Origin of the sequence: Lentilitoribacter sp. EG35, from assembly GCF_040784015.1 — a bacterium.
GTDB lineage: Bacteria > Pseudomonadota > Alphaproteobacteria > Rhizobiales > Rhizobiaceae > Lentilitoribacter.
Map to the genome: position 1 here is coordinate 173161 of NZ_JBFNGQ010000005.1, position 13162 is coordinate 186322.

Below are 13162 nucleotides of genomic sequence, written 5' to 3' on the forward strand. Positions count from 1 at the left end.
GAAAGGATTACACCATGACGGACGTAAAATTAACAAGTGTAGGAAAAACCTACGGAGGGGCAGTCAATGTCCTGAACGATATAAATCTCGATATCAAACAAGGCGAACTGATTGTTTTTGTTGGACCGTCTGGTTGTGGTAAATCCACGTTACTTAGAATGATTGCTGGATTAGAAAAAATTACAGCAGGAACACTCGAAATCGGTGGTGATGTTGTCAATGATATTCCACCTGCGCAGCGGGGTATCGCCATGGTGTTTCAGTCCTATGCGTTATATCCACATATGACTGTACGCGAAAACATGTCTTTCGCCTTGAAATTAGCTAAAAAGCCCCAAGTAGAAATCGATGAAGCGATTACGCGAACAGCAAAGACATTGCAGCTGGAGGAGTATCTCGATCGTTTGCCCAAAGCCCTGTCTGGTGGGCAAAGGCAACGTGTGGCAATAGGTCGATCCATCGTACGGGACCCAAAAGTCTATCTGTTTGATGAACCACTCTCCAACTTAGATGCAGCGCTGCGCGTTGCAACGCGCATTGAGATTGCACAGCTTAAAGAATCTATGCCTGAAAGCACAATGATTTATGTCACGCATGATCAGGTTGAAGCGATGACTTTAGCCACTAGAATTGTCGTGTTGGCAAACAAGGGCATTGCTCAAGTCGGCACACCGTTAGAGCTCTACGAACGGCCAGAAAATGAATTTGTGGCACAGTTCATTGGCTCTCCAGCTATGAATTTGCTGTCCGGCGAGATAGTTAAAACAGGTAATCAAACGACCATTAAATTAGACGGCGGCGGCACGGCAATTTCCGCTATAACAACAAAAGCGGAAGACAAAGGTCTAAAAGTCAATATCGGCATTAGGCCAGAAGATATGATCGAGACGACAGACGAACATATCTACGAAGGTAAAGTAAAAATCACCGAAGCTTTAGGTGAAGTAACTTTATTATATTTCGAAAATAACGGTGATGATAACTCTGTGATCGGTAAACTTCCAGGAATTCATGGGGACCTCCGTGGCAAAACTGTACGCGTGTCAGCCGCACCTGAAAAAGTGCAAGTTTTCCATAATGGTCAGTCACTTTATTATCGGAAATAGTACTAGGTTTTAGTACTTATTGCGCCAAACCTTGCTCTTCTAGTCGATTGACGCACTGTGGCAGCTGATCATATCGATCCTTCGGTTCCAATATTAATCGGGGATTAGCATCAATTTTGGATAGTTCATTGAAAACGGGTGCCCATGGAATTATCCCCTCACCCGGATGCCAATGCCGATCCGCGTAACCATCGACATCCTGTAGATGGATATGCCCTAACAATTCTCCAGCTGAGATAATGAAGTCAACAACAGCAGGGGCATTGTTGTTTGCATGTGATAGCTGCGCATGCCCTGTATCGATTGATAATTTGAACAAATCACTCTTAAAAGATTGAACTAGATCGCTACGTAACATAGGATTCGTATCGTCAATGTTCTCAAGAACCATCATACAGCCGATTTCATCACAACGTTTCAAGCAGGGCGTAAGTATATCTTGAGCAGCTTCAAACATCTGACGTTTGATGTCTGGCATGTTAAGTTCATTGAGGCTAAGCCATGCACTGAATGGTGAGTGAACGACCATATGCGTTGCACCTAACTTCTCACATGCATCCAATCCTTGTAAGAGGCGTTTTGTTGTAACGGCGCCAATTTCTGGATCAACCGCAGTGATATCGAGATTTATGAACGGACCGTGTATGCCAACTCGCCCACTATGGTTTTCTAGCCGCTTTTTGTAGCCATTAATAACGTCATCGCTCATCGCATCAAGTTGCCGAGCCACAATGAAATCCTGTATCTCGATATCTCGGTTCTTTTCCAGTATCCAGTCACTAATTTGGTCGAAATTTATCAAATTTGTTGCCACACCTAAAACAGGAAGCGTCATAATATTTCTCTTTCCATATCTATTTGATGCCAGCACGCATAAAGCTTTGCACAAACTGTCGCTGAAACAGTATAAATCCGATCAATAAAGGACCAGACGTAATAAGAGTTGCAGCATTAATGATAGACCATTCTGTGCCAGAGTCAGTTGTTGCAAAGATCGAAAGACCAACGGTTAATGGTCTTGTTTCAACCGAATTGGTGATAATTAATGGCCAAACAAAGTTGTTCCAATGCGCGCTGACAGATACCAGGCCAAAAGCAAGATAAGTTGGTTTGGCAAGCGGAACATAAACCCTACGAAGAATGGTAAATATTGAAGCTCCCTCGATGCGAGCGGCCTCATCCAATTCTGTTGGGATCGTCATAAATGTTTGCCTGAGCAGGAAGATGCAAAACCCAGATGCCATATAAGGCAAACCAATAGCCAGTATTGTATCTACCAGGCCTAGCATTTTCATGGTTTGGTAGTTTTCGACTATCAAAATATCAGGCATGACCATAAGCTGAAGCAAGACCAATCCGAATAATATATTTTTGCCTGGAAAACTCATCCGTGCAAACGCAAATGCGGCCAAGGTGCCCAATACCAACTGAGCTAAAAGAATACTCGTTACCAACAAGATCGTGTTTATATAATACGTCCCAAACGGTGCTTGAGCCCACGCCTTTTCAAAGTTCTCTAATGTTAAAGGTGCAAATAACTCAAATCTGGTTTCAAATGCAGCAGGATGAAATGCGGTCCAAACAGCATAAAGCAGGGGTAATGCCCACATGATTGCAAGTGACCAAGCTCCAAAACAAAACAACAGGCGATCAAAATCAAATCGACGAGCCGACTGGTTTAAAGAATACCTCATTTATAATGCACCTTGCGATCAAAAAGGAAGAATTGCCCGATCGCCATGAGAGACAGAATAGCCAGAAGCACCACAGTTAGTGTGGATGCGTAGGCGGTATCCCAGAAGGCAAATGCAACATCGTAGATGTAATACAACAGAAGGTTAGAAGCGTTATTTGGACCACCTTGCGTCATAACGAAGATATGATCGACCAACCGAAATGCATTAATGACAGCATTTACAGATACAAACAGAGTTGTAGGCATAATCAACGGCAGCGTTACACGTTTAAAAAATGTCCATCTGCCTGCTCCTTCCAGTGCCGCCGCTTCTCTTAACGGCTGGGGAATAGCTTGTAGTGCAGCCAGATAGAAAATCATGAAAAACCCGGCCTCTTTCCATACAGCAACCGCTATCATCGTATAAAGAACAGTGTCTGGTTGCCCTATCCAATTCTGTGCTTGAAATCCGAAAAGAGCTCTAATCTGATCTATTAAGCCAATCGTGGGAAGGTAGAAGAATATCCAAATATTGGCGACGGCAATAAGAGGAAGCACAGTTGGCGTAAAATAAGCCATACGCAGCAAACCAACACCTCTACGCGGGGTGTGCACAAACAACGCCATTGCAATCGCAAGGCCTATAGATGCTGGTATAGTAATCGCAGCGTAGATCGAGTTATTCCAAAGCACTCTCAAAAAAACTTCATCACCAATCAGACGCTGATAGTTTTCAAAGCCAACAAATTCAGATGAGCGCCTGCCCCGTCCCGTGGAGAAAAAACTATCGATAAACGTTTCTATTGCTGGAATATGAGTAAAACCAAGCAAAAGAATCATAGCAGGCAGCAGAAGTAGCCAAGCGTATACCCATTGGTTGTTGTATTTACTCATTCTAGAAGGACCTGGCTGGAAAGTGATGCAGGCGGCCAAACGAGCCGCCTGTACTGAATAAAAGACAAACTGCGATTAATTTGTCGTGCGATATTTCTTCAAAACATCGTCTGCTTTTGTTTGAGCTTCAGCCATTGCAACTGCGGCTGTTTTCTCGCCAGAAATTGCAGATGCAAGCGCATCGTTAAAGATCTTCGATACAAGTTTATTCTCGTATGTTGATAATTCAGCAACAGCAAATTCAAGCTGATCACGTGCAACAAGCGATGCAGGAACATCTTTAACATAGGCTTTCATTGCATCTGTTTCCCATGCTGCTGCGCTTGGCGCAACGTAACCTGTTGCAATGGACCAAGTTGCTGCTTGTTCCGGCGCTGTGATCCATTTTACAAATTCAACAGCTGCCTTTTTCTGCTCCTCAGAAGCATCTTTAAACAAATAGAAGTTTCCGCCGCCTGTTGGTGCACCACGGCGCTGTTTTTCAGGCAACATTGCAACACCAAATTCGAAAGGTGCATTAGTGCGAATGTTTGTAAGGTTACCTGTTGTTGTCCAGATGATTGCCGCTTCTTTTTCAAAAAAAGCTTTTGGTGTGGCACCCCAATTGATTGAACCAGATTGCATGATTTTATGCTCAGATGACAAATCAACGAGATATTCCAGTGCCTCTATAACTTCTGGTGTATCGAATGCCGTTTTGTTACCCTCAGCATTAGCCAGGATAGCTCCATTAGGCGTGGAAAGGCCTTGGAATAACCAATATGGGAAACCAGCTGTCGGTATGCGAAGACCCCATTGCGTCGTGTTCCCGCTTGCGTCTGTTTTTGTAAGTTTTTTGCCCATTTCCACTAGCTCATCCCAGTTTGCAGGTGCAACTTCTGGATCAAGTCCCGCTTCTTTAAAAGCTTCTTTGTTCCAATACATAACCGGAGTTGAACGTTGAAAAGGAATACCCCAAGTCTTACCGCCAGTCTGACTATTCTCCATAAACGACGGATAGAATCCACCAATCCAAGTTTTATGCTCTTCATCAGAAACATAAGCATCAAATGGCTCGATTAGATCTTCATCGATCAATGTAAACATCTCAGTTGAAAGCAAAACAGAAAGTTGCGGAGCGTTGCCCCCACGTGCAGCTGTAATAGCTTTCGCAGATGCGTCATTATATGACCCCGCATAGATTGCCTCGATGTTAACATCAGGGTTCATTTCGATGTATTTTCTTGTCAAATCTTCGATTGTATCTGCTGCGGCACCGCCGACGGCTACTGGAAAATAAAATTCTAGATCAACAGCTATTGCTGGTGTTGCCAATAGCGACGCAGCAAGAACTGTGCTGCTAATAAGTTTTTTCATCATAGACGGCATCATAATAATTTCCTTTAGATATTTGATGGTAGATTATTGGATAGAGTTAGGATTGATGGTAGTTCGATGCGTTGACCAGTTTGCTCGTTAAAGAAATGCGAGGCGTCTTTCTGCCATGAAATTTTAAGCTTGTTCTCTATGTTAATCGCCAAACGCGCAGGTAAGCGAACATCAATTGTCGCAGCTCCCATCTGACAGCTCAGCAGTTGATCAGCGCCTTGGTACTCAATGTCTAGAATCTCAACTTCAAACCCAGAATCGCTCGAAATTTCGAAATCTTCTGGGCGGACACCACAAATAATATCATCTGGTAGCGGCACCTCACCGTTCGGAAAAGTGCACGAATTCATGTCCAATGCAGGAATCAAATTCATAGGTGGGGAACCGATAAAACGGGCGGCAAACACGCTGGCAGGTTGACTATAAATCTCTTTAGGCGAACCAACTTGTTCAATTCGGCCTTTGTTGATTAAAACAATCTGATCTGCCATCGTGATAGCTTCAACCTGATCGTGGGTAACATAAACCATGGTTAGTTTAAGTTGCTGCTGCAAACGTCTGATCTCTGTTCGCATTTCATGGCGTAGCTTCGCATCTAAATTTGAGAGCGGTTCATCCATAAGGCAGACCGGCCGCTCACTAATAACAGCCCGTGCAAGTGCTACACGTTGTTGTTGACCACCAGATAATTGTGATGGTTTACGCTCCTGCAATTCAGTTAATCCCATGAGTTGAGACACCTTCTGCAGTCGTTCTGCCTGCTCAGCGTTTGATGTTTTACGAACTTGCAGACCAAACAGGATATTATCCGCAACGCTCATATGCGGAAAAAGAGCGTAAGATTGAAACACCATTGAGATATCGCGCATTGATGATGGCAAGATATCTATCTGCTTTTCACCAATATAGATTTTACCACGATCTGGGGCCTCAAATCCGGCAATCATTCGAAGAAGAGTTGACTTGCCGCATCCTGACGGGCCTAGCAGTACAGTAAGTTTACCCTTGGGAATATTGAGAGATATATCATCGACAGCAAGTTGGTCATCAAATGACTTCACAAGATCATGTAAAATCAAGCCATCTTTGTTCATCATCCAAAACACCAAGATTATCAAACACTAGGTTTGCATTGCAATTACTTGGAGGTTTATAGATATGCTTGCATGCCATTAGCATGACAATAGTATTTCAGTTTTGTGAATGTTTGAATGAACGCGTAATTTTGCAGAAAATAAAACACCTGAATGCATAAAACGTATAGTCACGCTTAGCATTCAGGTGTTGGAATAAATAATAGTTATGTGGGTTTACTTATCTCACCACATAGACCGAACATGTTGAATGGCGAACAATGCGAGCGGCATTGGGACCCAATAGATAATCAGCAAAATCCGGCTTATGCGCACCAACAACAATAAGCGAGGAGCCGGCAGCTTTAGCTGTTTTAAGCACCTCTTCATAAGTTTTACCAAATGCAATGACATGGCGCACTTTAGAATTTTTATCTTCACCTAACACGCCAGTTACTTGATCGTTTAGCTGTTTTTTAGCCTCGTCCATCATCTGATCGTGATGTTCTTCACTAAAAAAGCCACCAACAAGACTGGTGCCGTAGTCGGGCACCACAGTAATAACATCTAGCTGCGCATCCTCCATGACAGCAAGTTGAGCTGCCTTTTTGAGAACATTTACATCTTCACCAGGGTGGCTGATATCTATGGCACAAAGTACGGAATTGGTCATGCTGTTTCTCCCACTTCATCGTTAAATTTATGAGGGTTTGATTTCTGACGTCTACTTTGTATCCAAGCTATCAAGAACAATAGAATGAGGGCTGGAATGAAAACCAACTCCTTCGGAGATTGAGCTGATGGAGCCTGTATACTCTTAATTATGACGGGCTCATCAAGATAGAAGTCAAAGCTGCCAAGGCTCTCTGCAAATGGCGAACTAAACGAAGGTTCATCCATTTTCACAACATCGCCTTCCTCGATCAGAACTAACCCCGTTTGCTCAAGGCGTTCTGCACCGCTTCCTTCTCCTTCAACAGTCAGAACAAGCGTTGTATCCTTGTTCTTACCCGTGTCAAAATCAGGTCCAGAGACGACCATTCTAAGTTCTTGCCCCGGCGTTGCAGTATCAAGAGCACTACTGAGCTGTTTGGGCTCAATATTGGCAAATGGAGGTTGCAATCGATCCATCACAAAATCCGGACGGAATAAGATAAATGCAATTAGAATAAGAGCTACGCTCTCATACATACGGCTTTTGGTAACAAACCATCCCATCGTGCCGGCAGTAAAGACCAGTATCGCTATCGAGGCTATGATAAAGACAAGTATCCCTTGCGTTAAGCTCACATCAATCAACAATAAATCAGTATTGAAGATAAAGACGAACGGCAATGCAACAGTTCTAAGCGAATAGAAGAATGCGGCAAAACCGGTTTTAATTGCATCGCCGCCAGATACCGCAGCGGCGGCAAAACTGGCTAGCCCTACAGGCGGAGTAACATCTGCCATAATTCCGAAGTAGAAGACAAACAGATGAACAGCAATTAACGGAACAATCAATCCAGACTGTGCGCCCAATTCAACCACAACACCTGCCATCAATGATGAAACAACAATGTAGTTTGCCGTTGTCGGTAGACCCATACCAAGCACGAGGCTTAACAAGCCAACCAAGACCAGCATCAGAATAAGATTGCCACCTGACAGGAACTCAACAAGGTCAGCCATAACTTGCCCAACACCTGTTAATGTAACAGTTCCGACAATAACACCGGCCGTAGCAGTCGCAAGACCAATACCGATCATGTTGCGAGCGCCGTCAATCAATCCTTCAATTAGATCAACTACACCCTGCTTGAACGCATTTGCGGTTTTATTCTCGCCCCGAAAAATCGACTTTAACGGCTTCTGAGTAAGTAGAATTACAAACAAAAGAGTTGTCGCCCAGAAAGCTGATAGGCCTGGAGACTTTTGTTCTATCATAAGAAAGTAAACAAGAACAATGATAGGCAACAAATAGTAGAGCCCAGCTTTGTATATTTCAGCAACAACAGGCAACTCAACTTCTTTGGCATTCGGATCATCTGGCACTAAGTCTGGCACTTTGGCTGCGAGCCATAACAGTGCTACATAGGCGGCAAATACCAAGATAGATAAAATACCACCAGAACCTGCCGGGAACAGAGATGTAATCCATTTGATAGGATATTGCACACCATAACAAAGCCCCGCAAAGCCAGCAAAGAACAGTGCCATACCGCCGATTGTACGGCCCATGGAAACAACACGATTACCCAATGTCGGCATGTTGGACTTAACAGCTTCCAAATGAACGATATACACCAACGCGATGTAGGAAATTGTTGCTGGTAAGAATGCATGGGTGATTACTTCCACATAGGAAATACCCACATATTCAACCATCAAGAAGGCGGCAGCACCCATCACCGGTGGCATAATTTGACCATTAACAGAGCTGGCTACTTCAACGGCACCAGCTTTTTCAGATGAGAAGCCAACACGCTTCATTAGAGGAATTGTAAATGTGCCAGTTGTAACAACGTTTGCGATAGATGAACCTGAAATCAGGCCAGTTGCGGCGGAACCCACAACGGCAGCTTTAGCCGGGCCACCTTTAAGGTGCCCTAAAGCGCCGAACGCCATCTTAATGAAATAATTACCTGCACCCGCTTTATCTAGCAGAGCACCAAACAGCACGAACAAGAATACAAACTTCGTAGAAACACCAAGAGCGATACCAAATACACCCTCTGATGTGATCCACATATGGCTCATGGCCTTTTTCAACGATGCGCCTTTCCAGCGAATGACATCGGGTACGATCTCTGATGATCCGAAGAATACATAGGCCAGGAATATTGTTGCGATAATAGCCATTGCGGGACCAAGCGCGCGACGTGCAGCTTCAAACAATAAAAGCATCCCAGCGAGCGCAAACCACTTATCTATATCATCCGCAAGACCACCTGCATTGACGATTTTTTGATAAAAAATAAATCCGTAAAGCGCAATGAAGGTAGCCAGTATCGCCATGATCCAATCCTGGATAGGAATGAAATGACGCGGACTGGATTTTAATGCAGGGTAAGCCATGAAAGCTAGAAAAATAGCAAATCCTAGATGTAATTGGCGCGAATTGTTTATAATATCGCCCGGCAAAACATAGTTGGCTAACGGTGATGCTAAAATGACCTGAAAGACCGACCAGATTACGGCAACGACTGCCAAGAATGTCCCAACAGCGCCATGTGGCGATCTTGCTCCGGCATCAGATGCTGCGACGAGTTCCTGAAGCTCTTCCTCACTAAGTGCGCGATTTTCAGTTCCACTATTTACCATTGTGCTGTCCCCTCGACTACCCATGGATAATTATATAACCAAATAAAAAAGGAGGGCATTCTGCCCTCCCCGATATTTTGACCTATTCGATCAGGCCTGCTTCTTTGTAATATTTGGCAGCACCAGGATGAAGAGGTGCAGACAAACCAGCAGTTGCCATGTCTTTAGGCTCAAGATTAGCAAAAGCTGGGTGTAGCTTTCTGAAATCTTCAATGTTTTCCATCACTGATTTTACAACAGTGTAAACAGCTTCTTCTGAAACAGCAGTTGAAGATACGAATGTCGCACCAACACCAAATGTCATAGTGTCAGCATCATTGCCACGGTACATTTTACCGGGAATTGTTGCTGAACGGTAGAAAGGATTATCGCCGATTAGACCTTCGACTTCACTTCCGTCAACTGTCACAAGAACACTGTCACAAGCTGTTGTTGCTTCTTGGATAGAACCAGATGGGTGACCAACAGTATAAACCATTGCATCAATTTGGTTATCACAAAGCGCTGCAGATTGTTCTGCTGCTTTTAACTCCGTTGCCAAAGCAAAATCAGCTGTTGTCCAGCCTTTTGCGTCAAGAAGAACTTCCATTGTACCGCGTTGTCCAGAACCTGGATTTCCGATATTTACGCGTTTACCTTTAAGGTCATCAAAGGTTTTGATGCCAGCATCTGCGCGCGCAACAACTGTAAACGGCTCAGGGTGTACTGAGAATACAGCGCGTAGCTCTTCAAATTTACCTGCATCAGCAAATTTAGACGTACCGTTATAAGCGTGATACTGCCAATCAGATTGCGCAACACCAAACTCCAACTCACCTTCGCGAATTGTGTTGATGTTATAAACAGAACCACCAGTTGATTCTACTGAACAACGGATACCGTGATCTTTACGACCTTTATTAACCAGACGGCAAATTGCGCCACCAGTTGGGTAATAAACACCTGTAACACCGCCTGTACCAATGGTGATGAATTCTTCAGCAACCACTGTTGTGCCCATCATGGAGCCCAGAGCAAGTGCAGCTGTTAGCATTTTTAATTTATTGACCATTATTGTCTCCCGATAAATTACATTCTCATTTCGCAGGTTAAAGCGAGGGTTCTCTAATTTAGTCAGCAAATGACAAAACTAGATTTCACTATTATGAATGAAATTTCAACCTCCCTGCTTCCCAAGAAGATCACATTGGAACAAAATGGTGTCTATACGCGTCATTACCTATGCCGAGTTTAGAATGCTCAAAATAGTTTACAGACAACTAAAAGATAATTATTCCTAGCGGTTATGAAATTGCAAAAATCAGAAGTGAATAAATTTAAGTATTTGTTTTCTTGCATAAAATAGGAACTTAAATTGGAATATACTTATGATTGGAAGCACCCAAAGGACATAAATTAATGAAATTTTCACTTGGTGCGATACTTGCAATTTGGCTGTCAGGTTTGCAATTCGTAGCCGTTCTTTCGGTTGTTTCCTTTAACTATATCTCATCAGAGCGTGTATTGCTTGACCACGCAACAGCGTTGATTAGTGAAGTAGGTCAAAGCTCAAAGGAGTATTCTAGAGGTTTTTTAGAGCCTGCAGTTCGAGCCACAAATCTTGCCAAACGGCTCATAGAAAATAACCTGGTATCAAACTCAGACCCCATAGAACTAGAAAAGTTACTCTTCCAACAAATGCAAGTTGTGCCACAATTTTCGGGTATGTATTACGGAGATGAACAGGGAAATTTTGTCTATGTGATGCGAAGTGAAATACATGCGGAATTTCGCACAAAGATCGTACACCGTGATGAAGACACGATCTCAACTGAACTGGTCTGGAGAGATAAAAATTATAAGATCGTAAAATATGAGATTGACAAAACTGATAGGTTTGACCCGCGAGGCAGGCCTTGGTATCGAGGCGTTAAGAGTGAGCGAAGCTTTATTTGGACCGCGCCTTACATATTCTTTTCATCCCAGCGCCCAGGAATTACCGCCGCCACGCCCGTAATCTCTTCTAACGATCAGTTAAAGGGAGCTATTGGCGTTGATATTGAAATTGACGAAATATCTGGATTTCTATCCAATCTTGAGATTGGGCAAACCGGCGTAGCGATGGCGCTTTCAAGCGATAGAAACGTGATTGCACATCCGAAATCTGATCTAATCAAAGTGAATGGTAGTTCTGGTGCTCTTGAATTCGTCAATATCGATGAGATCGAAGATTTAGTTGCCAGGAAGGCCTTTGGTAATCTACCGAATTTGAACGATGTCGGTTCCAAGCAAGAAATCGAGTCTGAATTTATATATAATGACGGCAAATTTGCGTCTATCCTAATACCTGGCCATATTCATGACTTGCCTTGGTCAATCGCGATTTACGCTCCGCTAAGTGATTTTATTGGCGGTATTGAGGAAAATAGAACACGCAATATCTGGATTGCTATTTTCATAGCTTTAACGACCGGGCTAATTGGCCTGAAAATTGCCAACAAAATCAATCAGCCAATTCGTGATTTCGCTGCTAGGGCAGGATTGTTGGCGAGTGGAAAACTAACCAGATCTGAAATCAAGCTCGAAACCTATCCTGAATTAGAAGAGGCAAGTGAAACTCTTGCTAATGAGATAGCTCAAAGAAAAACATTTGAACGTGTATATGGGCACACTTTTGCACTCGCCTCTCGGGGTATGGCACAAATTTCTCCAAAAGACGGAAGATTTATTCGCGTAAACTCCCAGTTGGCTGAAATTTTGGGCTTCAGTATGGAAGAAATGGTTGAAATGTCCATCTCAGACATATTGCATGCAGAAGATGCTGATACCTACACTTCCTTCCAAAACATAATGAATAATGGCTATGAGTATAACCAGGAGAAACGATATGTCCGAAAAAATGGTGATGTAATCTGGTTACAAGTCAACGCAATTCTAATTCGGGATCAACTGGGTAAACCGATGTATGCGGTTGCTACAATGGATGATAAAACGGAACAGAAAACAGCAGAATCCAAAATTAGTGATCTAAGTAGAGATCTATCCCATTTTGCGAGGGTAAATATGATGGGACAGATGGCAGAAGGTTTAGCTCATGAACTGAACCAGCCTTTAACGTCAATAACTCAGAATGTAGACGCTGCACTTCTGACCGTGAAAGAGCAGACGAAACCTGACCCGGAACTGGTAGACATCTTGCAGGACATGGACCGACAAGCACACCATGGCGCTGAAATAATACGTGCCCTTCGCGGTCTAGTTCGTAAAGACGAAGGTCAGCAGGCAAGTTTCAGTATTACAGAGCTCTTGGAGCAAACATTGCAATTGCTGAATCCCGAGGCACGGGAACACGGAGTTGCTATTTCATTTGTTGCTAAAAAAAATCCAAATGTTTTCGGTAATAGAGTTCAAATTGCACAAGTCATCATGAATTTAACACGCAATGCTATTGAAGCGGTCGACGTGGTAGACCTGGATGTAAGAGAGATAAGCATAGAAACAGCACGTGCGGGCAATTTTATCGAAGTACATGTCATCGATACAGGACCTGGTATCGACCCAGAAGTTGATTTATTTGCCCAGTTTGAGAGTAGCAAGAAAGATGGCATGGGATTAGGGCTATCTCTTAGCCGCACGCTCATCGAAGCAAACAACGGCACAATATGGTATGAACCCAAAGAAAATGGGCGATCTAAGTTTTGCTTCACAATTCCGATTGCAAGTTTAAACTAGTGCATTGGACAAACTTCATTGAGATATATTCT

General features: G+C 43.4%; 10 protein-coding genes. 2 read left to right on the plus strand and 8 right to left on the minus strand.

Annotated elements, in window-relative coordinates; genetic code table 11:
- The first annotated feature begins 14 nt into the window (after positions 1-14).
- Positions 15-1106: an ABC transporter ATP-binding protein gene (locus tag AB2J24_RS10945; RefSeq protein ID WP_367385503.1), complete on the plus strand. Its 1092-nt coding sequence runs from the start codon at positions 15-17 to the stop codon at positions 1104-1106.
- A 16-nt stretch (positions 1107-1122) separates the two neighbouring features.
- Here the strand turns inward: AB2J24_RS10945 and AB2J24_RS10950 are convergent, their stop codons facing one another.
- From AB2J24_RS10950 to AB2J24_RS10985, 8 genes are all read right to left on the minus strand, one after another.
- Positions 1123-1941: a sugar phosphate isomerase/epimerase family protein gene (locus AB2J24_RS10950; protein ID WP_367385504.1), complete on the minus strand. Its 819-nt coding sequence runs from the start codon at positions 1939-1941 to the stop codon at positions 1123-1125.
- 19 nt (positions 1942-1960) lie between these two features.
- Positions 1961-2800 (minus strand): carbohydrate ABC transporter permease, encoded by an 840-nt coding sequence (locus tag AB2J24_RS10955; RefSeq protein ID WP_420883645.1) that lies wholly within the window; start codon positions 2798-2800, stop codon positions 1961-1963.
- Positions 2797-3675, minus strand: coding sequence for a carbohydrate ABC transporter permease (locus AB2J24_RS10960; RefSeq protein ID WP_162653963.1), 879 nt, complete (start codon positions 3673-3675; stop codon positions 2797-2799). The genes AB2J24_RS10955 and AB2J24_RS10960 overlap by 4 nt, the downstream gene beginning before the upstream one ends.
- A gap of 75 nt (positions 3676-3750) precedes the next feature.
- Positions 3751-5031, minus strand: a complete 1281-nt coding sequence (locus tag AB2J24_RS10965) for an ABC transporter substrate-binding protein (protein WP_420883650.1) — start codon at positions 5029-5031, stop codon at positions 3751-3753.
- Positions 5032-5057: 26 nt separating this feature from the next.
- Positions 5058-6140 carry an ABC transporter ATP-binding protein gene (locus AB2J24_RS10970; protein ID WP_367385505.1) on the minus strand — a complete coding sequence of 361 codons (1083 nt, stop codon included), beginning with the start codon at positions 6138-6140 and terminating at the stop codon, positions 5058-5060.
- A gap of 217 nt (positions 6141-6357) precedes the next feature.
- The gene (locus AB2J24_RS10975) at positions 6358-6789 is read right to left on the minus strand and encodes a universal stress protein (protein WP_367385506.1); all 432 of its coding nucleotides are present in this window, start codon (positions 6787-6789) and stop codon (positions 6358-6360) included.
- The gene (locus tag AB2J24_RS10980) at positions 6786-9419 is read right to left on the minus strand and encodes a TRAP transporter permease (protein ID WP_367385507.1); all 2634 of its coding nucleotides are present in this window, start codon (positions 9417-9419) and stop codon (positions 6786-6788) included. The genes AB2J24_RS10975 and AB2J24_RS10980 overlap by 4 nt, the downstream gene beginning before the upstream one ends.
- Before the next feature lie 82 nt (positions 9420-9501).
- Entirely contained in the window at positions 9502-10470 is a 969-nt protein-coding gene (locus AB2J24_RS10985) for a TAXI family TRAP transporter solute-binding subunit (RefSeq protein ID WP_174244252.1), read from the minus strand.
- A 347-nt stretch (positions 10471-10817) separates the two neighbouring features.
- On the opposite strand from AB2J24_RS10985, the gene AB2J24_RS10990 reads away from it, so the two are divergent.
- On the plus strand, positions 10818-13130 hold the full coding sequence (locus AB2J24_RS10990; protein WP_367385508.1) for a cache domain-containing protein: 2313 nt from the start codon (positions 10818-10820) through the stop codon (positions 13128-13130).
- Positions 13131-13162 lie beyond the last annotated feature (32 nt).

Bases quoted from the DNA above. Each gene is read 5' to 3' on its own strand.
- AB2J24_RS10945 (WP_367385503.1), top strand. From the start codon at position 15: ATGACGGACGTAAAATTAACAAGTGTAGGAAAAACCTACGGAGGGGCA.
- AB2J24_RS10950 (WP_367385504.1), bottom strand. From the start codon at position 1,941: ATGACGCTTCCTGTTTTAGGTGTGGCAACAAATTTGATAAATTTCGAC.
- AB2J24_RS10955 (WP_420883645.1), bottom strand. From the start codon at position 2,800: ATGAGGTATTCTTTAAACCAGTCGGCTCGTCGATTTGATTTTGATCGC.
- AB2J24_RS10960 (WP_162653963.1), bottom strand. From the start codon at position 3,675: ATGAGTAAATACAACAACCAATGGGTATACGCTTGGCTACTTCTGCTG.
- AB2J24_RS10965 (WP_420883650.1), bottom strand. From the start codon at position 5,031: ATGAAAAAACTTATTAGCAGCACAGTTCTTGCTGCGTCGCTATTGGCA.
- AB2J24_RS10970 (WP_367385505.1), bottom strand. From the start codon at position 6,140: ATGATGAACAAAGATGGCTTGATTTTACATGATCTTGTGAAGTCATTT.
- AB2J24_RS10975 (WP_367385506.1), bottom strand. From the start codon at position 6,789: ATGACCAATTCCGTACTTTGTGCCATAGATATCAGCCACCCTGGTGAA.
- AB2J24_RS10980 (WP_367385507.1), bottom strand. From the start codon at position 9,419: ATGGTAAATAGTGGAACTGAAAATCGCGCACTTAGTGAGGAAGAGCTT.
- AB2J24_RS10985 (WP_174244252.1), bottom strand. From the start codon at position 10,470: ATGGTCAATAAATTAAAAATGCTAACAGCTGCACTTGCTCTGGGCTCC.
- AB2J24_RS10990 (WP_367385508.1), top strand. From the start codon at position 10,818: ATGAAATTTTCACTTGGTGCGATACTTGCAATTTGGCTGTCAGGTTTG.